Source organism: Amnibacterium kyonggiense, from assembly GCF_004364555.1.
In the GTDB taxonomy this organism is placed as follows: Bacteria; Actinomycetota; Actinomycetes; order Actinomycetales; family Microbacteriaceae; genus Amnibacterium; species Amnibacterium kyonggiense.
The window spans coordinates 416,102-438,378 of record NZ_SOAM01000003.1 but is presented as its reverse complement, the minus strand read 5'-3'; the positions used below and the strand labels follow the sequence as shown (position 1 = coordinate 438,378).

Below are 22,277 nucleotides of genomic sequence, written 5' to 3'. Positions count from 1 at the left end.
GCGCGAAGCGTCCCGTATCTCCGTATCCGTGAACCGAGGCGTCAGACCAGGGGCGTGACGGTCTTCTCGACCGAGTCCCAGAGCCGGGCGCCGGTGAACCGGACTGGCAGCGGCTCCATCTCGACCGCGGCCAGCGCCTCGCCGAGGCGGTCGGCGGGGACGCGGCGGGCGAGGGTGACGTGCGGCGTCCAGCGGTCCGGCAGCGTCTGCTCGACCACCGGCGCGTCCGCCGCGTGTCGCGCGAGCGCCCGGTGCACGGCGGCGTGCAGGGTCAGGAGCGGCCGGCTCGGCACGATCTGCCGGGCGAGCACCCAGCGGTGCCGGTGCCCGCCGAACAGCACCGGCGAGCCGACCACCGCCGCGAGCCCCGCCCGCGCGAGGTCCCAGCCCTCGACGACGGCGCGGAGCGCGTCCACCGCGGCCTCGAAGCCCGTGCCGTCCGTCACCGCGACGGTGACGTGCGGGCGGTTCGAGTCGCCGGCGTGCGTCGCGAGACTCGGCAGGCCCGCGTCCGCGAGCGCCGCCCAGGACCCGCGGAGCGCCGACTCCGCGTCCTCGTCGACCAGCAGCTCGATGCTCTGCACCATCGGGCTCGACGCTACGCGGCGCCCCCGACAGCGCCCAGGGAGGCGGAGGGCGGATCGACCCGGCTCAGCTGCAGCTGGGTCTCGACCTCGCCGAACCCGAGGCGGCGGTAGAGGCCGATCGCGGGGCCGGCCCGCTCCGCGACGAGGACGAAGAGGGCGCTGCCAAAGGCGTCGGCCGCGATGCGGACACCGGCGGCGATCAGGGCGGAGGCGTGGCCGCGCCGCCGGTGGGCGGCGTCGGTCTGCACGTCTTGGAACCGCGCGATGCGATCGCCCGCGTCGGCGATCCCGGCGGTCGCGACGACGGCACCCGCGACCTCCACCCCGAGCCAGACGATGCGGCCGGCCTCGACCGCGCGGCGCCGCTCCGCCGTGCGACGACGGACGAAGGCGAGGTGATCCTCGTCCGGGGCGTCCTCCAGCGCGAGCGCGATCCGCTGCTCGGCCGCCCAGTCCTCGTCCGACACGAGCGGCCGCACGCCGGCCGCGGGAGCGCTGATCGCGCCGCGGGAGGTCAGCACCGCGAGGCGCTCGATCGTGAAGCCGGCCGACAGCCACGCGCCCTCGTCGAGCGCGGCGTGGGGGGCGTCGACGCCGATCGTGGTGAAGCCCGCGCCGGGGAAGGCCGCGGCGTGCTCGGCGGTGCGGGCCCCGGGCGAGCCCGCCCGGTCGACGAGGAGGAAGTTGCCCCAGCGGAACCCGGGGTTCGACCCCATCCGGACCACGACGCCCGCCGTCGTGCGCTCCACCTCGGCGCCCTCTGCGGCCCGGAGCGCGACGTCGGTCGCGAAGGCGAGGGAGCGGTTCACGGCAGCAGGCCGGGGGCGAGCTGCTTGAGCAGGTCGTACCCCACGAAGCTCACGAGGTCGAGGAGGAAGTGCGCGACCACGAGGGGCCCGAGGCGCCCCCAGCGCCGGTACACGAGCACGAAGACGACGCCCATCACCGCGTTGCCGACGAAGCCGCCGAAGCCCTGGTACAGGTGGTACGAACCGCGGAGCAGCGCGCTCGTCAGCACCACCGCCCAGAACCGCCAGCCCTTCATGCCGAGGCGGTCGACGAGGAAGGCGACGACGATCACCTCCTCCTGCAGGGCCGCGCGGAGCGCCGAGAGGACGAGGACCGGGACGGCGTACCACTGCGGCCCGATGCCCGAGGTATCGACGTTGCTGTTGAGGTTCAGCGCGACGGCGCCGAAGTAGAGGGCGAGCCCGGGGATCCCGATGCATGCTGCGAGCAGCATGCCGCCGCCGAGGTCGAAGCCGGGGTGCCGGGCGTCGAGGCCGATTCGCCGCAGGACGCCCGGCCCCATCAGGTAGAGGGCGAGCGCGACGGGCACGAGCGGGAAGGCGATCGCCAGCACCTGCTCGATGAGGTCGAACACGACGCGGTCGTTCTGCTGCGGGTTCAGGGTCTGCGTCTGCTGGTTCAGCGGTCCGCGGGTGAGGGCGTCCGCGAGCGAGAGCACGGAGTAGACGGCGGACTGCCCGAGGCTGACCCCGAGCACGAGCAGCAGCTCGACACCGGGCCGCGCGGGTCGGAGGGACCGCTCGACCGGGACCGCGATCGGACGGCCGGTCATCGTGTGGTCAGGTTCGGGAGGGCGCCGCAGCGGCGGCCGGACGCAACGATCATGCGTGATCCGGGCGCTCCGGGCACGGATGTGTCGCCGAAGTGCCGATGGGCGACCCGAACCATTTCCGACATGTAACGAATTCTTCACCGGTTTTGTAGGGGGACCCGTCGTACGTACGCTACCTGCGTCCCCATCCGGGGGCGCGGCGACGAGTGCCGCGAATCCACCTCGGGAGGATCAGGCGTGTCACTGAGCGGACCGACCGAGTTCGAGGCCGTCGCGGCCGACGACGGGCTGTCGGGCTCCGGTCTGCAGGGCGACGGCGAGCCGTCGCCCGACGCCACCTCGTCCGACATCGCCGGCCGGTCCCTCTGGGCGATCGCGTGGAGCCACCTCAAGCGGGACAAGCTCGCACTCGCGGGCGGCGTCGTGATCGTCCTGTTCATCCTCCTCGCCGTGTTCGCCGATCCGATCGCGACCGCCTACGCGAACATCACGGGCCGCGCCGGCGACACCTACGCGACCGCGCACAACACGCCGCCGAACGACGTCCTGGACACCCTGACCGGTCTGCCCGTCGGCGACTTCAGCGGCGTGAGCGGCAAGTACTGGCTCGGCGTCATCCCGCTGTCCGGTCAGGACATGCTGACCAACCTCCTGTACGGCGCCCGCACCTCGCTCGTCATCGCCGGGCTCGCGACCGTGCTCTCGCTCGTCCTCGGCGTCCTCGCCGGCGTGATCTCCGGGTTCTACCGCGGCTGGGTCGACACGGTGCTGTCGCGGATCATGGACGTCCTGCTGTCCTTCCCGACGCTGCTCTTCTCGCTCGCGCTCGTGTCGGTCTCCGGCATCATCAGCACGTCGTCGTTCCTGCGGTACGCGGTGATCGTCTTCGTGCTCGGCTTCTTCGCGTTCCCCTACATCGGCCGCATCGTGCGCGGCCAGGTGCTGTCGCTGCGCGAGAAGGAGTTCGTCGAGGCCGCTCGGAGCCTCGGCGCCGGCAACGCGCGGATCATGTTCCGCGAGATCGCGCCGAACCTCGTCGGGCCGATCCTCGTCTACGCGACCCTCTCGATCCCGAACAACATCCTCGGCGAGGCGGGCCTGTCGTTCCTCGGCGTCGGCGTCATCCCCCCGACGCCCTCCTGGGGCCAGATGCTCTCCGACGCGGGCGGGTACATCCAGGTCGACCCCTTCTACATCTTCCTGCCCGGCCTCGCGATCTTCATCACGGTGCTGGCGTTCAACCTCTTCGGCGACGGGCTGCGCGACGCGCTCGACCCGAAGGCGGGCGGCCGATGAGCCGTCCCGGCGCGCATCGCGCCCCACAGTCGTGCGTCGGAGGCGGGCTGCCACCCGTCTCCCGGCGCCGGGCTCCGGCCCACCCAGCGGGCGGCCGCACCGCCGCTCGTCACAGCACACTGAACGAGAGGGATTCTCGATGAGGTTCAAGAGGAAGACGCTGGCGCTCGCCAGCGTCGCGGTGGTGGGCGCGCTCGCGCTCGCCGGCTGCACCAGCGGCAGCAACTCGCCGTCGGGCGGAGGCTCCGGCTCCACCAGCACCGGCGGCTTCAACGCCGCGGTCGACAAGGTCATCAACCCGTCCACGAAGACGGGCGGCACGCTGAAGCTGCTCGCGACCGACGACTGCGACTCGTGGGACCCGGCGCGCACCTACTACGGCTGGTGCCTCAACATGCAGCGCGTCTTCTCGCGCACGCTCGTCAACTACTCGAAGGTCAACGGCACGAAGTTCACGCTCGCGCCCGACCTGGCGACGACGGTCGGGGATCACAACGCCGACTACACCGAGTGGTCCTACACGCTGAAGGACGGGCTGAAGTTCTCCGACGGCAGCGCGATCACCGCGCAGGACGTCAAGTACGCCGTCGAGCGCAGCTACGCGACCGACGTCATCACGGGCGGCCCGGGCTTCTACTTCACGGCGATCATCAACGCGCCGTCCTCCTACAAGGGCCCCTACAAGAGCGGTGACCTGCCCGACACGGCCATCAAGGCCGACGGCAACAAGATCACCTTCTACCTGAAGAAGCCGTTCGCCGACTTCAACTACCTCCTCGCGCTGCCGACCTCGGCCCCGGTCCCGAAGGACAAGGACACCGGCGCGAACTACACGAAGGCCCCGGTCGCCTCCGGTCCGTTCCAGATCTCCAGCTACACGCCGAAGAAGGAGGTCGTCTTCACGCGGAACAAGTACTGGTCGCAGTCGACGGACGACATCCGCAAGCCGCTCGCGAACGAGATCGACCTGACGATCGACTCGAACAGCGACGACATCGACAACCAGCTCCGCACCGGCGCCGCCGACGCGCGCATGGACACGGCGGTCAACCCGACGTTCCAGTCGCAGATCCTCACGCAGCCGAAGCTGAAGGCGAACGCCGACAACCCGGCCGGTCCCACGACGCGGTACACCGCGATCCCGACGTCGGTCGCCCCGTTCGACAACATCCACTGCCGCAAGGCCGTGTTCTACGCCTGGGACAAGGCGTCGGGCCTCGCGATCGCAGGTGGCGCCGCCGCCGGCAAGATCGCGTACTCCGCGACCCCTCCGGGCATCCTCGGCTACGACCCGTCGTACAACCCCTACCCGTCCGGCAAGGACAACACGGGTGACGTGGAGAAGGCCAAGGAGGAGCTGAAGCTCTGCGGCAAGCCGAACGGCTTCGCGACCAAGTACGCGTACGCCACGCCGGACGTGACGAAGGGCAAGGCCTTCGCCGCGGTCAAGGCGGCCCTCGGCCGCGTCGGCATCACGGTCACGCCCGCGACGGCCTCCGCCAGCGACTACTACGCGACGTTCGTCGGCTCGCCGAACAACGTCAAGAACCAGGGCCTCGGCCTGATCGCCGCCGGCTGGGGCGCGGACTTCCCGACCCCGTACGGCATGTTCCAGAACATCGTCAACGGGAACGCGATCCTGCCGCAGGGCAACAGCAACTACGCCTCGATCAACATCCCGGCCGTCAACAAGATCCTCGACGCCACCGGGACGCCTTCGACGCAGGAGACGGGCGCCGCCCTGAACCACGCCCTCATGGAGTCGGCGCAGTTCCTGCCGACCCGGTACGCCGCGGACCTCTGGTACCGCAACCCGCGCCTGACCAACGTCACCAGCAACAACGCGCTCGGCTTCGGCGCGTACGACGTGGTCAACGTGGGCGTCAGCGACGGCAAGTGACGCGCTAGCGCCACCCCCGTCCATCCTCTGAGGAAGGGCAAAGGCCCGGGTGCCCGGCCGGTCTCGAACCGGCCGGGCACCCGGTCCGAAACGACATGATCCGCTTCATCGTGAGCCGCCTGATCGGCATGGTCCTCGTGCTGATCGTCGTGAGCCTCGTGACGTTCCTGATCTTCCAGGCCGTCCCGCTGCTCGCGAAGTCATCGCCGGTCTACTACTACATCGGCAAGGCCCCGGCGACGCCGGAGCTGCTGAAGACGCTGACGCACCGCTTCGGCTTCGACCAGCCGCTGCCCGCGCAGTACTGGTCCTACCTCGCCGGCTTCTTCGGCAAGTCGATCACCGACGGCACCAGCGCCCCGGTGCAGTGCGACTTCCCCTGCTTCGGCTACTCGTTCCGCCGGAACGAGCTGGTCAGCACCCTGATCGTGCAGGCGCTGCCCGTCACCATCAGCCTGTGCATCGGCGCCGCGATCCTCTGGCTCGTCGGCGGCCTCCTCGTCGGCACGCTGTCCGGCCTCAAGCCGGGCTCGTTCACCGACCGCGCCGGCATGACCGGCGCCCTCGCCGCGGTCTCGCTCCCGATCTTCTTCACGGGTCCCGTGCTGCTGCTGGTGTTCGTCTACACGCTCGGGTGGCTGCCCGACAACGGCGGCTACGTCGACATCACCGTGAATCCCGCGCAGTGGTTCCTGAGCCTGCTGCTGCCCTGGGTCTGCCTCGCCTTCCTGTTCGCCGCGCTGTACGCCCGGCTCACGCGGTCGAACGTGCTCGAGACGATGGGCGAGGACTACATCCGCACCGCCCGTGCGAAGGGCCTCGACCGGCGCACGATCGTCGTCAAGCACGGCCTCCGCGCCGCGCTCACCCCGATCGTGACGATCTTCGGCATCGACATCGGCTCGCTGATCGGCACGACGATCATCACCGAGCAGGTGTTCAACCTGCGCGGGCTCGGCACGCTGTCGATCCAGGCCATCAGTAGCCTCGACCTGCCCGTGATGCTCGGCGTCACCGTGGTCGCCGCGTTCGCGCTGGTCGTCGCCAACTTCATCGTCGACCTCCTGTACGCGGTCATCGACCCGCGCGTCACGGTCTGATCGCAGGACCTGAGGAGCACTCCAGTGACCGACACCTCCCTCGCCGACGCGCCGGGCACGACGACGGCCCAGCGGCCGTTCCTCGTCGTGGACGACCTGCGCGTGCACTTCCCGACCGACGACGGCCTCGTCAAGAGCGTCGACGGGCTGTCCTTCGAGCTGCGCCGCGGCGAGATCCTCGGCATCGTGGGCGAGTCGGGCTCGGGCAAGAGCGTCACCGCGCAGGCGATCCTCGGCCTCCACAAGGGGTCGAAGGCGCAGGTGTCCGGGCGCATCCTGCTCGACGAGCAGGACCTCGTGCCGCTGTCGGAGAACGACATGCGCGGCGTCCGCGGCGACGAGGTCTCGATGATCTTCCAGGACCCGCTGTCGAGCCTGCACCCCTTCTACTCGATCGGGAACCAGATCTCGGAGGCCTACCTGGTCCACAACAAGGTGGGCAAGAAGGCCGCGAAGCAGCGGACGATCGAGATGCTGCAGAAGGTCGGCATCCCGAACGCGGCCGGCCGCTACGACGACTACCCGCACCAGTTCTCGGGCGGCATGCGGCAGCGCGCCATGATCGCGATGGCGCTGATCTGCCAGCCGAAGCTGCTCATCGCGGACGAGCCGACGACCGCCCTCGACGTGACGGTGCAGGCGCAGATCCTCGAGCTCATCAAGGAGCTGCGGGACGAGCTGAACTCGGCCGTCATCATCATCACGCACGACCTCGGCGTCGTGGCGGAGACCTGCGACCAGGTCGTCGTGATGTACGGCGGCCAGTGCGTCGAGAAGGGCACCGTCGACGAGCTGTTCGACCGGCCCGAGATGCCCTACACGTGGGGGCTGCTCGGGTCGATGCCGCGCATGGACCGCGTCCGGCAGGAGCGGCTGACCCCGATCCCGGGCTCGCCGCCCTCGCTGATCAACGTGCCGAAGGGCTGCGTCTTCAACCCGCGCTGCCGGTTCTCGGACCGCGTGGAGGGACGCCGGTGCTTCACGGAGCACCCGGACCTGCTCGAGACGACCGGCAGCACCGACCCGCGGGTGAGGCACCAGGTGCGGTGCCACATCCCGCCCGCCGAGCGGCAGGAGATCCTCCTGACCGAGATCCGGCCGACCCTCTGAACGTCGAGGCAGAACGATGACCACCACAGCACCCCAGCCCGCCGCGTCCGGCACGCGCAGCACCGAGAAGCTCCTCGAGGTCGAGGGCGTCCAGAAGTGGTTCCCCGGCCGCCGCGGCGGCCTCTTCGGCCAGAAGGGCAATCCCGTCCGCGCCGTCGACGGCGTCACCTTCTCCCTCGGCGCCGGCGAGACGCTCGGCCTGGTCGGGGAGTCCGGCTGCGGCAAGTCCACCACCGGCCGCGCCGTGTCGAAGCTGATCGAGCCGACCGGCGGCACGGTGCGCTTCGAGGGCCGGGACGTCACGAAGCTCTCGCCGCGGCAGATGCGGCCGCTGCGCCGCGAGCTGCAGATGATCTTCCAGGACCCGTACTCGTCGCTGAACCCGCGGCACACGATCGGCACGATCGTCGGGTCGCCGTTCCGCATCCAGGGCGAGAAGCCCAAGGGCGGCGTGAAGAAGACCGTTCAGGACCTGATGGCCCGCGTCGGTCTGAACCCCGAGCACTACAACCGGTACCCGCACGAGTTCTCCGGCGGTCAGCGCCAGCGCATCGGCATCGCCCGGGCCCTCGCCCTGCAGCCCAAGCTGATCGTCTGCGACGAGCCGGTGTCCGCCCTCGACGTGTCGGTCCAGGCGCAGGTGGTCAACCTGCTGGAGGACCTGCAGTCCGAGTTCGGCCTCGCCTACATCTTCATCGCGCACGACCTCTCCGTCGTCCGCCACATCTCCGACCGCGTCGCGGTGATGTACCTCGGCAAGATCATGGAGCTGACCGACCGGGACACGCTCTACGAGAACCCGATGCACCCGTACACGCACGCGCTGCTGTCCGCCGTGCCGGTGCCGGACCCCAAGATCGAGGCGCGCCGGGAGAAGATCCTGCTCACCGGCGATCTGCCCAGCCCGTCGAACCCGCCGAGCGGCTGCGTCTTCCACACCCGCTGCCCGAAGTACAAGAACGAGCTGTCGGAGTCGGAGCGGGAGCACTGCCGCACCGTCGAGCCGGTGCTCGAGGAGAAGACCCCGGGCCACGAGGTGTACTGCCACTTCCCGCAGGTGCGCAGCGACCTCGTCGTCGGCGAGCCGGTCACCGGGCAGATCCGCACCACGAAGCCGAAGGTCGCGTAGGCCGCCGCAGTCGCACTCGTCGTCTCGGAGGACTCCGAGACGAAGGGTGCGCCGTCAGTCGCCGCGGAGGCGGCTGTAGAGGACGGTGTCGTGGAAGGCGCCCGCGCGCCACTGCGCGTGCCGGAGGACGCCCTCGCGGGTGAAGCCGGCCCTCTCCAGCGCCCGCTGCTCGGCGATGTTGAGCACGTCGGTCGCGGCCTCCAGGCGCTCGAACCGCGTGTAGGCGAAGAGGTGCTCGGCGAGCAGGCGCTGCGCCGTGGTCCCGTACCCCTTGCCGCGGTGCTCGGCGAGCAGGCCGATGCCGATGTTCAGCGCGAAGCAGTTCGGCGGGGGACCGTGGAAGACGGGCACCCAGCCGACGTCCCCGACGACGCCGACGCCGTCGACCTCCACGACGAGGTTCCCGTGGTCGTCGCCGAGCAGCCCGTCGCGCGCGAAGGCGCGGCTGCGGGCGTCGGAGGCATGCCACCCGAAGAACTCGAAGGAGCCGGGTTCCTGCGGCTCGGCGTCGAAGCGGACCGCGTCCTCGGCGCGGTACGGACGGAGCCGGACGATCGCGGTCATGTCCGGACGGTACTTCGCCCGGCTGGAACACCGCCGCCGGGTACCATGTTGGTGTTCTCGTCGCGCCATGGAGGCGCCGACCCGCGCGAGCGCGCCCCGATCCAGCGGCGGCGCCGCGCCTCCGGCTCCGGCCGGACACCGACCGAAGGGCCCTCATCATGGCGCACGCCACCCGCTCCGACCTGCGCAACGTCGCCATCGTCGCGCACGTCGACCACGGCAAGACCACGCTGGTCGACGCGATGCTCAAGCAGACGCACTCGTTCGGCGACCACGCCCACGTCGACGACCGGGCGATGGACAGCAACGAGCTCGAGCGCGAGAAGGGCATCACCATCCTCGCGAAGAACACCGCGATCACGTACCGCGGTGCGCACTCCGACACCCCCGTGACGATCAACGTGATCGACACCCCGGGCCACGCCGACTTCGGCGGCGAGGTCGAGCGCGGCCTCTCCATGGTCGACGGCGTCGTCCTCCTCGTGGACGCGTCCGAGGGCCCGCTGCCGCAGACCCGCTTCGTGCTGCGCAAGGCGCTCGAGGCGAAGCTGCCGGTCATCCTGCTCGTCAACAAGACGGACCGACCCGACGCGCGGATCGACGCGGTCGTGCACGAGTCGCAGGACCTGCTGCTCGGCCTCGCGTCCGACCTGTCCGACGACGTGCCGGACCTCGACCTCGACGCGATCCTCGACGTGCCGGTCGTCTACGCCTCGGGCCGCAACGGCGCCGCGAGCTGGAACCGCCCGTCGAACGGCGACCTCCCGGACAACCCCGACCTCGAGCCGTTGTTCGAGGCGATCCTCAAGCACATCCCGGCGCCCGGCTACGACGACGAGGCGCCGCTGCAGGCGCACGTCACGAACCTCGACGCGACGCCGTTCCTCGGCCGCCTCGCGCTCCTCCGCATCTTCAACGGCACGATCCGCAAGGGCCAGACCGTCGCCTGGGTCCGGCACGACGGCACGGTCCAGAACGTCAAGGTGACCGAGCTGCTCATGACGCGGGCGCTCGAGCGCTACCCGACCGAGTCCGCGGCCGCCGGTGACATCGTCGCCGTCGCCGGGTTCCCGGACATCACGATCGGCGACACCCTCGCCGACCCGGAGGACGTGCGGCCGCTGCCGGCCATCCACGTCGACGACCCCGCGATCTCGATGCTCATCGGCACCAACACCTCCCCGCTCGCGGGCAAGGGCGGCAAGGGCCACAAGGTCACGGGTCGGCTCGTGAAGGACCGCCTCGACCGCGAGCTCATCGGCAACGTGTCCGTGAAGGTCGTCGACGTCGGCCGTCCGGACGCGTGGGAGGTGCAGGGCCGCGGCGAGCTCGCGCTCGCGATCCTCGTCGAGCAGATGCGCCGCGAGGGCTACGAGCTCACGGTCGGCAAGCCGCAGGTCGTCACCAAGGAGATCGACGGCAAGGTCCACGAGCCGTTCGAGCACCTCACGGTCGACGCGCCGGAGGAGCACCTCGGTGCGATCACCCAGCTCCTCGCTGCGCGCAAGGGCGTCATGACGACCATGTCGAACCACGGCAGCGGCTGGGTGCGGATGGAGTTCCGCGTCCCGTCGCGGGGGCTCATCGGCTTCCGCACCGAATTCCTCACGATCACCCGCGGCACCGGCATCGCGAACGCGATCTCCGACGGCTACGACCGCTGGGCCGGCGCGATCACGACCCGCGTCAACGGCTCGATGGTCGCGGACCGCCAGGGCGTCGTCACCCCCTTCGCGCTCCAGAACCTCCAGCAGCGCGGCGTCTTCTTCGTGAAGCCGTCGGAGGAGGTCTACGAGGGCATGGTCGTCGGCGAGAACAGCCGCCAGGACGACATGGACGTCAACGTCACCAAGGAGAAGCAGCTCAACAACATCCGCTCGTCCACGGCGGACGAGCTGGAGCGCCTCACCCCGTCCCGCGAGCTGTCGCTCGAGGAGAGCCTGGAGTTCGCCCGCGACGACGAGTGCGTCGAGGTCACGCCGAACGCGGTGCGCATCCGCAAGGTCGACCTCGACCAGCAGACGCGCGCGCGCAACGCCTCCCGCCTGAAGCGCCAGCTCGCCGACGCCTGACGCGCGCACTCTTCGTTCCGTAGGACCCGGCGTCCTACGGAACGAAGAGTGCGGGCCGGCACCGCTCTCTACTCGAAGAGCTCCTGGCCGATGTAGCGGCCGCGCTTCGGCGACCGCGGCGTGAAGAAGATCGCCGACCCGATGTGCTGGATGTACTCGTTCAGGCGGTCGACGCTGCCGAGCCGCGTCTGCAGCGTGATGAAGTGCTGCGGGTCGTTCTGGTACGAGAGGAACAGCAGGCCGGCGTCGAGCAGGCCCACGCGGTTCAGCCCGTCCGTGTAGTTGTAGCCGCGGCGGAGGATCTTCACGCCGCCGTTGTTCTCGTGCGCCGCGAGGGCCACGTGCGAGGTCTGCGGGATGACGGTCGCGTCCCCGGAGCGCTTCGCGAAGTCCGGGACGTCGAACTCGCGCTCGCCGGTCAGCGGCGCGCCGACGGCCTTCGTCCGGCCGAACACGTCCTGCTGGTCGCCGACGGGATCGGCGTCCCACGTCTCGATGTTCATCTGGATCTTCCGGACGACCTGGTAGCTGCCGCCGCGGGTCCACGCCTGGTCGTCGCCCACCCAGACGAACCGGTCGAAGTCCGACTCCTCCTTGATGTTCCGCGTGCCGTCCTTGAAGCCCATCAGGTTCCGCGGGGTCTTCTGCCCCTTGCCCGCGGAGGCGCGGCCGAACCCGAGCACGGTCCACCGCGTCGTCGCGACGCCCCGGGCCATCCGGGTGAGGTCGCGGATCGCGTGGTAGGCGACCTGCGGGTCGTCGGCGCACGCCTGGAGGCTCAGGTCCCCGCCGCTCGTCTCGTCCTGCAGCTGATCGCTCGGGAGGTCCGGCAGGTCGGCGAGGTGCTTCGGCCGCTTGGCCGCGAGGCCGAACCGGTCGTCGAACACCCCCGGCCCGAGACCCACGGTGACGGTCAGGGAGGCGGGGGAGAGCTCGTACGCCTCGCCGGTGTCGAGCGCGACCGCCCCGGAGCCGTCCGGCTCCACGCTGCCGATCGGCAGCCCCTGCATCATCTGCGCGATCGCGCCGGACCAGCGCGCGAGCAGCACCTGCAGGTCGGACGCGAGCGGCGAGGTCAGGTCGAACGTCATGTAGACCGTGTAGCGCTGCTGCTCCGTCTGGATGCCGGCCTGGTGCGCCTGACCGTAGAACGGGTGCGAGCGGGTGAGGTCGACCGTCTCCGACTCGTCCTCGGGCGCCGAGGCGGGCGCGGCCGCCGCCGCGAACGCGGCCGCGCCGCCCGCCCCGGCGACCGCGCCCGCGGCGAAGCCGCCGGCGATCCCGCTGATCAGGCCGCGGCGCGAGACCGGCGGCCGGGCGCCCTGAACGTCGTCATCGGTCATGTCAGGCGGTCGCCACCTTCTCGGCGATCCGCGACAGCGGCTCCTGGAGGCTCGCGACGAGGCGGCTGAGCGCCGTCGCGTCCTTCGCCCGCACGCTGGCCGTGTACAGCTCGTACCCGCCGGCCTGCTCCGGGTCCTGGTAGGCCTTCAGCGCGTCGGTCACCGCTGTGAAGCGGTCCGCGACCTGCTGCGTCAGCACCGGGTCGATCTTCTTCAGCCCCGGCTCGAGGTTCGCGAAGGCCTGCTCGGCGCCCTCGACGTTCGCGGCGAAGTCGACGAGGTCGAGGTGGCTGTACAGCTCCTCCTCGCCCTTGATCTTGCCCGACTGGACCTCCTCCAGCAGGCCCGCGGCGCCGTTCGCGAGGTCCTCCGGCTTGTAGGTCAGGGTCTTCGCGAGCGACACGAGCTTCCCGACGTTCTCCGTCAGGTCGGCCGCGTACCGCTTCGTCGTCGCCGTGATCCGGCCGCCCTGCCACAGGTCGCGCTCGATCGCGTGGAAGCCGCTCCACCCGACGGACGGGTCGAGGTTGGAGGCGCGCATGTCGATCAGGTAGTCGAGGTTGCCCTTGTTGTCCGTCGGGCTGCTGCCTGGGAGGACGAAGCCCTCCACGTCGGACTCGACCTTCTCGTAGAAGGGGCGGGCGAGGGCGTACTGCCGCTTCGCCGCCGTCACATCGCCCGAGTCGACCGCCTGCCGGAGCTTCTGGACGGCCGTCGTCATGTCGGCGAGCGTCGAGGCGGCGTACTCGCCGTAGGTCCTCGTGCCGTCCGCGAGCAGGGACGCCGCGTCGCTGCCGCTCCCGGCCGGTGCCGTGCCGGTCACGGTGAAGGGGATCGTCTCGGTGGACGCGCCGGGGCACACGACGGCGTAGGTGCCGCCGGTCAGCGTGCTCGTGAACGCGACCGGGGCGAGACCCGGCGCGAGGTTCTCCTTCTCACCGACGATCCGCTGCCCCTGGACCAGCTCGACCTCCGTGATGCCCGTCGCGCTCGTGTTGGCGACGGTGAACGTGGTGGGACCGGCCTTCGCGCTCGTGTGCGAGACGCGGCACTCGTCGCCGGAGGCGCCGGAGACGAGCTCGATCGAGACCTTCGAGACGCCCTTCGACACCGGAGCGGTCGTCGACCCGGTCGTCGACCCCGACGACGGGGCGGCGGTGCCCGCGCCCGTGCTCGAGCAGGCGGCGAGGAGCGCCACGACGGTCGGGACGAGGACGGCCGCGCCGATCAGACGGGCGCGGCGGTCACTTGACGGCATAGGGGGTGCTCCTGGTTCGGGGGGCCGGGGTCGGGAGGGGCCGCGCGGCGCCGCGGTCGCGGCGCTGCGCCCGGAGCGCGGTGAGGGCGGCGAGCGCCGCTGCGATCAGCAGGGCGATCGGCAGCTCCACGCCCCAGAGGCTCCGCTCGGGGCCGGCCGCGGCGGCGGACGCGAGCGCGGAGGACGTCGCGGCGACGGAGGCCGCGGTCACCTGCCAGGAGGCGGCGCGCGGCACGTCGCCCCCGGTGACGGTGAGCGTGCGGGCGGACGTCAGCCCGCCGCCGGTGATCGTGAGCACCGTGGTCGCGGCGCGCGACGCATCGACGATCGATCCGCCGGAGGTCCACGCGGTGGTCGTCGCGCGGGCGCTCCAGCTCGCCGCGAAGGGGCCGGGATCCTGCGCGGGGTTCACGCCGACGGGCAGCCGGCCGCCGTTCGCGGCCGTCACCTGCGCCAGCGTGACCGTGGCGGGACCGTCGACGGTCGCCGCCGCGGCGACGGTGCGCTGCTGCACGGGCACGCCGGCGCGCGTCTCCGGGGTGCCCGAGGGCAGCCGGACGCGGTCGACCGCGCCGCCCTGCCGCACGACGAGCGAGGATCCCGTCAGCTCGACCGTGCCGCCGCCCGCGAGCGGGCGGGCCGCGGTGGACGGCTGCGGTGCCGAGGGCACGGCGACGGCGAGCACGACCGTGGTCGCGCCGAGCGCGGCGGCCACGCCCCAGCGCAGGCGGACGGCGGCGGTGCCCGTGGGCCTCCGCTTCGCCGGCCAGTAGACGAACAGCGCGACCGGCACGACGTAGGCGAGCCACGCGACGACCTCGATCAGGCGCGGGTCGGAGGGGATGCCGAGCATCCCGGTGATCAGCGCGCCCTGCACGGAGCCGTTCGGCGCGAGCCAGCCGAGGTCGACGGTCCGCTGCTGCCCGGCGAGGACCCAGCCGGCCTCGTGGGCGGTGCGGACCGCGGTGAGCACGAGGCCGGCCGCGACGAGCACGAGGAACGCGCCGGTGATGCGGAAGAAGCGGCCGAGGTCGATGCGCACGCCCCCGGCGTAGACGCCGTAGCCGATGCCGATCGCGATGACGATGCCGAGCACCGCACCGGTCGCGGCGAGGCCGGCGCTCGTCGCGGCGCGGAAGGTGGCGAGCAGGAAGACGCTCGTCTCGAAGCCCTCCTTGAGCACGGCGAGGAAGGCCATCACGGCGAGGGCGACCGCGCCGCCGTCGTGCAGCGCGGCGCCGGCGGAGCTCTCGAGCTCCTTCTTCATGCTCCGGGCGTGCCGGTTCATCCAGAGCAGCATCCCGGTGACGAAGACGATCGCGACCGCGCCGATGACGGTCTCGAGGGCCTCCTGTTGCGCCTGCGGCAGGGACGACTCGAGGATCCAGAGCGCGACGCCGACCGCGGCGCTCGCGCCGACGGCGAGACCGACGCCCAGCCACATCGCGCCGAGGCCGCGGCCGTTGCGGCGGAGGAAGGCGGCGATGATGCCCACGATGAGCGCGGCTTCGAGGCCTTCGCGGAGACCGATCACCAGGGTGGCGAGCACGGGACGTCCTCTCCTGGTCGATGGTCGATCGGCGGTTCCGTCGGAGCGCCGTCGGGAAGGTTAGCCAATCCTTACCTGCATTGCGAGGTGCGGGCGACGACGATCGGGGGATGGCCGCAGCCGTGACGGGACGGGAGCTCGCGATCGGGCTCCCGCTGAGCCTCGTCGCCGGTCTCGTCGTCGGCGCGATCGGCACCTTCAAGCATCAGGTCGGGGTCTCCGCGGCCACGGGCGAGGGCGCGCCCGTCGGCCTCGTGCTGTCGCTGGCGATGGTGCTCGTGTTCCTGCTGGCCCTCCGGATCGCGTTCCCGACCCGCTGGTACGCGGTCGCCGCCGCGGTCGGCGTGGTCGCGGCCGCGGCGCTGCTCCTGCTGCCGGGGGCGAGCGGCGGATCGACCGTCGTCCTCCTGAACGCCGCAGGCCTCGGATGGACGATCGGGGTCCCGGTCGTCGCCCTGGTCGTGGTGGTGTGGCCGCGCCGACGGCGGTCCCGGAGGACCGCCCCGGGCGGCGGTGGGATACTCGGACCTGGCCCGAACGAAGAGGACGACTGAGTAGTGACGTATGTGATCGCGCTGCCGTGCGTGGACGTGAAGGACCGTGCGTGCATCGACGAGTGCCCGGTCGACTGCATCTACGAGGGCGACCGGATGCTCTACATCCAGCCCGACGAGTGCGTCGACTGCGGCGCCTGCGAACCCGCGTGCCCGGTCGAGGCGATCTACTACGAGGACGACCTCCCGTCGCAGTGGGCGGACTACTACAAGGCCAACGTCGAGTTCTTCGACGAGGTCGGCTCGCCGGGCGGCGCCGCCAAGGTCGGCGTGATCCACAAGGACCACCCGGTCGTCTCCGCGCTGCCGCCCCAGGCCTGAGTCCGGGGCCGCAGGCACGGCTCGATAGGCTGCTGCGGTGACCGACGCCGATCGCGAGACCGCCACCCTGCAGTACCCGGGCGGGTCCGCCGAGTTCCCGATCCTGCCCGCCACCGCGGGCGCCTCGAGCATCGACATCGCCGGTCTGACCAGGAAGACCGGGCTCACGACGCTCGACAACGGGTTCGTGAACACCGCGTCGACGAAGTCCGCGATCACCTTCATCGACGGCGACCAGGGCATCCTCCGGTACCGCGGGTATCCGATCGAGGAGCTCGCGCAGCACTCGACCTACCTCGAGGTCGCGTGGCTCCTGATCCACGGCGAGCTGCCGACGGAGTCGGAGCTCGCGGAGTTCGACGCGCGCATCCGCCGGCACACGCTGCTGCACGAGGACCTGCGCCACTTCTTCGGCGCGCTGCCGCACACCGCCCACCCGATGACGGTGCTGTCGTCGGGCATCAGCGCGCTGTCCACGTACTACGAGGACTCGCTGTCCGTGCACGACCCGGAGCAGATCGAGGGCGCGGCGATCCGCCTCCTCGCGAAGCTGCCGGTCATCGCCGCCTACGCGCACAAGAAGACGCTCGGCCAGGCGTTCCTGTACCCGGACAACTCGCTGTCGTTCGTCGACAACTTCCTCCGGCTGAACTTCGGCACGAACGCGGAGCCGTACGAGGTCGACCCGGTGATGTCGAAGGCGCTCGAGCGGCTGCTGATCCTCCACGAGGACCACGAGCAGAACGCCTCCGCCTCCACGGTGCGGCTCGTCGGCTCGACGGAGGCGAACATGTTCGTCTCCGTCGCGGCCGGCATCGGTGCGCTGTCCGGCCCGCTGCACGGCGGCGCGAACGAGGCCGTGCTCACGATGCTCGCCCAGATCCGCGACTCCGGCGAGGGCGTCGAGAAGTTCGTCGAGCGGGTGAAGAAGAAGGAGGAGGGCGTCCGCCTGATGGGCTTCGGCCACCGGGTGTACAAGTCGTACGACCCGCGTGCGAAGCTCGTGAAGGAGAGCGCGGACGAGGTGCTCGACGCGCTCGGCGTCGTCGACCCGCTGCTCGACCTGGCCCGCGAGCTCGAGCAGATCGCCCTGGAGGACGACTACTTCATCGAGCGGCGCCTGTACCCGAACGTCGACTTCTACACGGGCGTGCTCTACAAGGCGATGGGCTTCCCGGCCCGCATGTTCACGGTGCTGTTCGCGATCGGTCGCCTCCCCGGCTGGATCGCGCACTGGCGCGAGGCGAACGCGGACCCGGCGACGAAGATCGGCCGCCCGCAGCAGCTCTACGTGGGCCCCCCGGAGCGCCACCTCCGCTGACCCGCCCGCGTCCTTCGGCGCCTGAGCGGGCGTGATCTCTCAATCCGGGCGTCGACGAGCGCCCGGACTGCGATGTCACGCCCGCCTTCATCGAAGGCCCGCGCTGCGGAGCTGCGCTTCGAGCCGGCCCACCGGGCTCAGCGTCGACCAGATCCACCTGGTGACGCCCGGTCGCCGGGGCGTCGCTCGCAGCCGATCCTCACGCCGCTTCTCGTCGATGACCACGTCCGCGTCGGTCCTGCCGTTCATGTACTCGGGCTTCCGGTACTTGACCAACCCGTCGAACTCCCCGATCAGGTCGAAGGCCGGCCAGAAGAAGTCGACGAAGCCGATCAGGCCGAGCTCGTCGTCGAACCGCTGCTGCAGCACCGGAGCGGGCAGCCCGCACTCGGCGATCTGGACGCGGCTCACCGATTCGCCGGCGCCCTGCGCGAGCGGGTCCGCGAACGCGATGACCCGTTCGATGCGAGCGCGGTTGCGCAGCGGGCTCCACTCGTCCAACGAGGTGATGAGGCGCTCCTTCGTCACGCCCCCGCGCAGCGCCCAGTCCGCGACGGCCACCGCGGCCGTGAAGGGCTCGGTCGCCGCGAGGTCGAGCACGGTGCGAGGAAGGTCGGTCACCTCGATCCCGTCGATCCGCGTCAGGTGGAGGTCGGTGTCCGCCACGGCGTGCTTCCGGATGCCGTGCTCCGTCCTGCTCCCGGTCGTCACCGAGACCCGCTGGTGCACGAGACCGTCGTGCCGCTGGATCCGCGGCGCCCGCCACAGCGCTGCGGCGCTCCGGTGCGACGCCGTGAACGAACCCCGGTGGACGGCCGCAGCGGCGGCGACCTCCAGACGGATGCGCTCGTCCGGCGACAGCGCGCTCCACACGTCGGTCCTGACGAACGCGCCGCTCCGGAGCCGGGTGAGGTCTCCGCTCCGGGCGCCTCGGGTGAGCGCGCTCGAGCTCAAGCCGGTGTGGTTCCGATGCCGCACGAGGAGGAGCGACTCGCGGCCGCGGACGGGATCCATGACGGCGATCCTCGGGCCGAGCCGCCCTGCGGCCGGGCGCGATCAGTGCTCCGGCGCCGACATCGGCCCTGTGGAGGGGGCGTGGGGCGCGCGGCGGGCTCGTGCCGCGCGGAGTTCGGCCGTCGCGCGGGTGTGATCTCGCCAGACGGGCGTCTGTCGTGGCCCGGGCTGCGAGATCACGCCCGGGAACGGTGTTCCGGGGCCGGTCGGGCGGGAGGTCAGGCGTGGAGGGTCGGGTTCAGGGCGATGCCCGGGCCCGTGCGGGGGACCGCCTCCACCTCGCCCGTCACGCTGTTCCGGCGGAACAGCCACGCGTCCTGGCCCGAGAGCTCGACGGCCTTCACCGTCCGCGGCTCCTGGCCCGGGACGCGGAGCGTCAGCTTCGTGCCCGCCGTCACGTAGAGGCCCGCCTCCACGACGCAGTCGTCGCCGATCGCGATGCCGAGGCCGGAGTTCGCGCCGAGGAGGCTGCGCCGCCCGATCGACACCCGCTGCGTCCCGCCGCCCGAGAGCGTCCCCATGATCGACGCGCCGCCGCCGACGTCCGAGCCGTCGCCGACGACCACGCCCTGGCTGATGCGGCCCTCGACCATGGACGTGCCGAGCGTGCCCGCGTTGAAGTTGACGAAGCCCGCGTGCATCACGACCGTGCCCGGCGCGAGGTGCGCGCCGAGGCGCACGCGCCCGGCGTCCGCGATCCGCACGCGGTCCGGGAGGACGTAGTCGGTGAGACGCGGGAAGCGGTCGAGGCCGATCACCTCGAGGCCGGCCCGCCGCAGCGCGGGCAGGCGTCGCTGCGCGTCGACGGGCAGCATCGGCCCGCGCGGGGTCCACGCGCTGATCGGCAGGTGCGCCATCAGCCCTTCGAGCGAGACCGTGTTCGGCGCGACGACGAGGTGCGACAGGAGGTGCAGGCGCAGGTAGGCGTCGGCGGTCGACACGACCGGCTCGTCGAGCGCCGCCTCGACCGTCACGGCCTCGATCCGCACGCGGCGCAGCTCGTCGATGTGCTCCTCGGCCTCGAGCGCGCGGGGCGGGTCCGCCTCCGGGGCGGCGCCGAGCGCGGGGGAGGGGAACCACACGTCGAGGACCGTGCCGTCCTTCGTCCTGGTCGCGAGGCCGTGGCCCCAGCCGGTCCGCTGCGGATCGCTCATCCGACCAGGCTATCCAGGGCGCCGAGCGGGCTCGGACGGCCGCGCTCGCTACGCTTGGCGGGTGCCCGGCCTGGATCTGACCGCCGATGCCGTGCTGCTCACGCAGGCGATCTGCGACGTGGAGAGCGTCTCCGGGAACGAGGGCCCCCTCGCGGACCTGATCGAGGCCGCGATCCGCGCCGTGCCGCACCTCACCGTCCGCCGCTACGGCGACACGATCGTCGCGCGCACCGAGCTCGGCCGGCCGATCCGCGTCGCGATCGCGGGGCACATCGACACGGTGCCGCTGAACGACAACCTCCCGACCTGGTTCGAGGAGGTCGACGGGGAACGGCGGCTCTACGGCCGCGGCACGACGGACATGAAGGCCGGCACCGCGGTGCAGCTGAAGCTCGCCGCGGAGCTGGCCGAGCCGCTGCCCGACGTGACGTGGATCTGGTACGACCACGAGGAGGTCGGGGAGGACCTGAACGGCCTCAACCGGCTGCTGCAGGAGCACCCGGAGGAGCTGCAGGCCGACTTCGCGATCCTGGGGGAGCCGAGCATCGCCGGCATCGAGGGCGGCTGCAACGGCAACCTCCGCGCCGAGATCCGCACCTCCGGCAGGCGCGCCCACTCCGCACGCGGCTGGATCGGCGTGAACGCGATCCACCTCGCCGCACCGATCCTCGACCGGCTCGCCGCGTACGAGCCCCGCTCGGTGGAGGTCGACGGGCTCGTGTACCGGGAGGGGCTCAACGCGGTCACGATCCACGGCGGCGTCGCCGGCAACGTGATCCCGGACGAGTGCGTCGTGCAGGTCAACCACCGCTTCGCGCCGTCGCGCTCGCCGGAGGAGGCCGTGCGGCACATCGAGGAGGTGTTCGCCGGGTTCGACGTCCGGATCGTCGACATCGCCGCCGGCGCCCGCCCGGGCCTCGACGTCCCGATCGCGAAGGCGTTCGTGGAGGCCGTCGGCGCCGAGCCGCGACCGAAGTACGGCTGGACGGACGTCGCCCGCTTCGCCGGGCTCAGGATCCCGGCCGTGAACTACGGCCCCGGCGACCCGCTGAAGGCGCACACCGACGACGAGTACGTCCCGGTCGATCAGATCCACGCCGTCGAGGCGGGCCTGCGGGCGTGGCTGACCGGCGCGTGACCTCCACCGCGCCGGCTCCGGCGCCGACGGCGAAGCCGGAGCCGCGGGCCGCCTCCCGCCTGCCCTGGTGGGGCGTCGTCCTGCTGATCTTCGGCGCCTCCCGAGTCGTCACGACCGTGCTGTTCCTCTGGGTCTGGTCGCAGGCGACGCCGCGGTCGCGGGTGAAGCCCGGGGGGACGTTCCTCGATCTGGTCAGCGCGTGGGACGGCCAGTGGTACTGGTACATCGCGGAGAACGGGTACCCGTCGACGTTGCCGTTGACCGCCTCCGGCGCCGTCGACACGAACCAGTGGGCGTTCCTGCCCGTCTACCCGTACCTCGCGAAGGCGCTCAGCCTCGGCGTCGTCGACTGGCGGATCCCGGCGCTCGCGGTGAGCGTGCTCGCCGGCTGCGGTGCGGCGGTCCTCCTCGCCGCCCTGCTGCTCCCGCACGTCGGCCGCGACCGCGCGGTGTTCGCCGCCGCCCTGTTCTCCTGCTCGCCGCTCGCGTTCATGTTCCAGACGACGTACGCGGAGTCGCTCGGGCTGCTGCTCCTGCTCGCCGCGCTGCTGCTGGTCGACCGCGGGCGCTACCTCGCTGCCGTCCCGCTCGCCCTGGTGCTGGCGTTCACACGGCCCGGCGTCCTCGCGCTCGCGCTCGCGGTCGGCCTCCACGTGCTCGTGCGCGTCGTGCGGGCGAGGCGCGGCGGCCCCGCGTTCGCCCGCGACGACCTGCTCGCGGGAATCCTGCTCGCCGCGGTCTGCGCGATCGCCGGCTTCGCCTGGAGCTGGATCGCGGCGCTCGCCACCGGCCGACCGGACGCCTACTTCGCCACCGAGAGCGCCTGGCGCGCGCTGTGGATGCCCGACTCCTCGATCACCTTCTTCGAGCCCTGGCTGTTCGCCGCGGACTTCTGGGCGACGAAGGTGCTCGGGTCCGGACCAGCCGCCTGGGTCGCCCCGGTCGTGGTCCTGCTGCTCGTGGGCGCCTTCGCCGCGCTGCTGCTCTCCCCGTGGGCGCGCCGCCTCGGCATCACCGTCCGGCTCTGGGCCGCGTCCTACGCGCTCTACCTGCTCGCGGTCTTCTTCCCGCAGTCGAGCGTCTTCCGGCTGCTGATGCCGATGGCGCCGCTCGCCGGGGCGGTCGCGCCCCGGGCGACGTCCGCTCGGGTCCTCGTCCTCCTGGTGTCGCTCGCGCTTCAGGGGCTCTGGCTCTGGGTCTGCTACGGGCCCGTCGAGGACTACTGGACCGTGCCCTGATCAGGGAGTCGGGGGATCGCGGTTTGGGAGTGGCGGTCCCGGGTGGG

Annotated in this window: 20 protein-coding genes; 11 read left to right on the top strand and 9 right to left on the bottom strand. The window is 71.6% G+C overall.

What is annotated here, in order from left to right; all coding sequences use genetic code 11:
- Positions 1-41 precede the first annotated feature (41 nt).
- Genes CLV52_RS15350 through CLV52_RS15340 form a run of 3 tightly spaced genes read right to left on the bottom strand, consistent with a single transcriptional unit; the run spans position 42 to position 2,169 of the window.
- On the bottom strand, positions 42-587 hold the full coding sequence (locus tag CLV52_RS15350; RefSeq protein ID WP_133767224.1) for a 2'-5' RNA ligase family protein: 546 nt from the start codon (positions 585-587) through the stop codon (positions 42-44).
- 11 nt (positions 588-598) lie between these two features.
- Positions 599-1,396 carry a GNAT family N-acetyltransferase gene (locus CLV52_RS15345; protein WP_133767223.1) on the bottom strand — a complete coding sequence of 266 codons (798 nt, stop codon included), beginning with the start codon at positions 1,394-1,396 and terminating at the stop codon, positions 599-601.
- Positions 1,393-2,169, bottom strand: a complete 777-nt coding sequence (locus CLV52_RS15340; protein ID WP_133767222.1) for a CPBP family intramembrane glutamic endopeptidase — start codon at positions 2,167-2,169, stop codon at positions 1,393-1,395. The genes CLV52_RS15345 and CLV52_RS15340 overlap by 4 nt, the downstream gene beginning before the upstream one ends.
- 237 nt (positions 2,170-2,406) lie before the next feature.
- Here CLV52_RS15340 and CLV52_RS15335 point away from each other — a divergent pair, with 237 nt between their 5' ends.
- The 5 genes from CLV52_RS15335 to CLV52_RS15315 all read left to right on the top strand — a co-directional run bounded on the left by CLV52_RS15335 (position 2,407) and on the right by CLV52_RS15315 (position 8,704).
- Positions 2,407-3,465 carry an ABC transporter permease gene (locus CLV52_RS15335; RefSeq protein WP_246018172.1) on the top strand — a complete coding sequence of 353 codons (1,059 nt, stop codon included), beginning with the start codon at positions 2,407-2,409 and terminating at the stop codon, positions 3,463-3,465.
- A gap of 139 nt (positions 3,466-3,604) precedes the next feature.
- Positions 3,605-5,365: an ABC transporter substrate-binding protein gene (locus CLV52_RS15330; RefSeq protein WP_133767221.1), complete on the top strand. Its 1,761-nt coding sequence runs from the start codon at positions 3,605-3,607 to the stop codon at positions 5,363-5,365.
- Between the two features lie 95 nt (positions 5,366-5,460).
- Positions 5,461-6,465: an ABC transporter permease gene (locus CLV52_RS15325; RefSeq protein ID WP_133767220.1), complete on the top strand. Its 1,005-nt coding sequence runs from the start codon at positions 5,461-5,463 to the stop codon at positions 6,463-6,465.
- Between the two features lie 24 nt (positions 6,466-6,489).
- The gene (locus CLV52_RS15320; protein ID WP_133767219.1) at positions 6,490-7,575 is read left to right on the top strand and encodes an ABC transporter ATP-binding protein; all 1,086 of its coding nucleotides are present in this window, start codon (positions 6,490-6,492) and stop codon (positions 7,573-7,575) included.
- A 16-nt stretch (positions 7,576-7,591) separates the two neighbouring features.
- Positions 7,592-8,704, top strand: a complete 1,113-nt coding sequence (locus CLV52_RS15315; RefSeq protein WP_133767218.1) for an ABC transporter ATP-binding protein — start codon at positions 7,592-7,594, stop codon at positions 8,702-8,704.
- Positions 8,705-8,758: 54 nt separating this feature from the next.
- On the opposite strand, the gene CLV52_RS15310 is transcribed toward CLV52_RS15315, so the two are convergent.
- Positions 8,759-9,268: a GNAT family N-acetyltransferase gene (locus CLV52_RS15310; protein ID WP_133767217.1), complete on the bottom strand. Its 510-nt coding sequence runs from the start codon at positions 9,266-9,268 to the stop codon at positions 8,759-8,761.
- 158 nt (positions 9,269-9,426) lie between these two features.
- On the opposite strand from CLV52_RS15310, the gene typA reads away from it, so the two are divergent.
- The gene (gene typA / locus CLV52_RS15305; protein WP_133767216.1) at positions 9,427-11,340 is read left to right on the top strand and encodes a translational GTPase TypA; all 1,914 of its coding nucleotides are present in this window, start codon (positions 9,427-9,429) and stop codon (positions 11,338-11,340) included.
- A 68-nt stretch (positions 11,341-11,408) separates the two neighbouring features.
- On the opposite strand, the gene efeB is transcribed toward typA, so the two are convergent.
- The 3 genes from efeB to efeU are packed head-to-tail and all read right to left on the bottom strand — an operon-like array spanning position 11,409 to position 15,490.
- Positions 11,409-12,683: an iron uptake transporter deferrochelatase/peroxidase subunit gene (efeB, locus tag CLV52_RS15300; protein ID WP_133767215.1), complete on the bottom strand. Its 1,275-nt coding sequence runs from the start codon at positions 12,681-12,683 to the stop codon at positions 11,409-11,411.
- 1 nt (position 12,684) lies between these two features.
- Complete coding sequence (efeO, locus tag CLV52_RS15295) at positions 12,685-13,941, bottom strand: iron uptake system protein EfeO (RefSeq protein WP_133767214.1); 1,257 nt, start codon at positions 13,939-13,941, stop codon at positions 12,685-12,687.
- Positions 13,928-15,490 (bottom strand): iron uptake transporter permease EfeU, encoded by a 1,563-nt coding sequence (gene efeU, locus CLV52_RS15290; protein ID WP_133767213.1) that lies wholly within the window; start codon positions 15,488-15,490, stop codon positions 13,928-13,930. Before efeU ends, efeO begins: the two co-directional genes overlap by 14 nt.
- Positions 15,491-15,600: 110 nt before the next feature.
- Here efeU and CLV52_RS15285 point away from each other — a divergent pair, with 110 nt between their 5' ends.
- The 3 genes from CLV52_RS15285 to CLV52_RS15275 are packed head-to-tail and all read left to right on the top strand — an operon-like array spanning position 15,601 to position 17,686.
- Positions 15,601-16,044 (top strand): hypothetical protein, encoded by a 444-nt coding sequence (locus tag CLV52_RS15285; RefSeq protein ID WP_133767212.1) that lies wholly within the window; start codon positions 15,601-15,603, stop codon positions 16,042-16,044.
- A 3-nt stretch (positions 16,045-16,047) separates the two neighbouring features.
- Positions 16,048-16,365: a ferredoxin gene (gene fdxA / locus CLV52_RS15280; RefSeq protein WP_133767211.1), complete on the top strand. Its 318-nt coding sequence runs from the start codon at positions 16,048-16,050 to the stop codon at positions 16,363-16,365.
- A gap of 37 nt (positions 16,366-16,402) precedes the next feature.
- Positions 16,403-17,686, top strand: coding sequence for a citrate synthase (locus CLV52_RS15275; protein ID WP_133767210.1), 1,284 nt, complete (start codon positions 16,403-16,405; stop codon positions 17,684-17,686).
- Positions 17,687-17,773: 87 nt separating this feature from the next.
- On the opposite strand, the gene CLV52_RS15270 is transcribed toward CLV52_RS15275, so the two are convergent.
- Both CLV52_RS15270 and dapD read right to left on the bottom strand, forming a co-directional pair.
- Entirely contained in the window at positions 17,774-18,700 is a 927-nt protein-coding gene (locus CLV52_RS15270; RefSeq protein WP_133767209.1) for a hypothetical protein, read from the bottom strand.
- 218 nt (positions 18,701-18,918) lie between these two features.
- Positions 18,919-19,854: a 2,3,4,5-tetrahydropyridine-2,6-dicarboxylate N-succinyltransferase gene (gene dapD / locus CLV52_RS15265; protein WP_133767208.1), complete on the bottom strand. Its 936-nt coding sequence runs from the start codon at positions 19,852-19,854 to the stop codon at positions 18,919-18,921.
- Between the two features lie 61 nt (positions 19,855-19,915).
- Here dapD and dapE point away from each other — a divergent pair, with 61 nt between their 5' ends.
- Entirely contained in the window at positions 19,916-20,992 is a 1,077-nt protein-coding gene (gene dapE, locus CLV52_RS15260; RefSeq protein WP_133767207.1) for a succinyl-diaminopimelate desuccinylase, read from the top strand.
- Positions 20,974-22,230, top strand: a complete 1,257-nt coding sequence (locus CLV52_RS15255) for a hypothetical protein (protein WP_133767206.1) — start codon at positions 20,974-20,976, stop codon at positions 22,228-22,230. The genes dapE and CLV52_RS15255 overlap by 19 nt, the downstream gene beginning before the upstream one ends.
- Positions 22,231-22,277 lie beyond the last annotated feature (47 nt).

Excerpts from the sequence above, each read along its gene's own strand:
- CLV52_RS15310 (WP_133767217.1), bottom strand. The coding sequence starts at position 9,268 with ATGACCGCGATCGTCCGGCTCCGTCCGTACCGCGCCGAGGACGCGGTC.
- CLV52_RS15325 (WP_133767220.1), top strand. The coding sequence starts at position 5,461 with ATGATCCGCTTCATCGTGAGCCGCCTGATCGGCATGGTCCTCGTGCTG.
- CLV52_RS15350 (WP_133767224.1), bottom strand. The coding sequence starts at position 587 with ATGGTGCAGAGCATCGAGCTGCTGGTCGACGAGGACGCGGAGTCGGCG.
- dapD (WP_133767208.1), bottom strand. The coding sequence starts at position 19,854 with ATGAGCGATCCGCAGCGGACCGGCTGGGGCCACGGCCTCGCGACCAGG.
- CLV52_RS15315 (WP_133767218.1), top strand. The coding sequence starts at position 7,592 with ATGACCACCACAGCACCCCAGCCCGCCGCGTCCGGCACGCGCAGCACC.
- efeO (WP_133767214.1), bottom strand. The coding sequence starts at position 13,941 with ATGCCGTCAAGTGACCGCCGCGCCCGTCTGATCGGCGCGGCCGTCCTC.
- CLV52_RS15330 (WP_133767221.1), top strand. The coding sequence starts at position 3,605 with ATGAGGTTCAAGAGGAAGACGCTGGCGCTCGCCAGCGTCGCGGTGGTG.
- CLV52_RS15285 (WP_133767212.1), top strand. The coding sequence starts at position 15,601 with ATGGCCGCAGCCGTGACGGGACGGGAGCTCGCGATCGGGCTCCCGCTG.
- typA (WP_133767216.1), top strand. The coding sequence starts at position 9,427 with ATGGCGCACGCCACCCGCTCCGACCTGCGCAACGTCGCCATCGTCGCG.
- CLV52_RS15270 (WP_133767209.1), bottom strand. The coding sequence starts at position 18,700 with ATGGATCCCGTCCGCGGCCGCGAGTCGCTCCTCCTCGTGCGGCATCGG.
- CLV52_RS15340 (WP_133767222.1), bottom strand. The coding sequence starts at position 2,169 with ATGACCGGCCGTCCGATCGCGGTCCCGGTCGAGCGGTCCCTCCGACCC.
- efeB (WP_133767215.1), bottom strand. The coding sequence starts at position 12,683 with ATGACCGATGACGACGTTCAGGGCGCCCGGCCGCCGGTCTCGCGCCGC.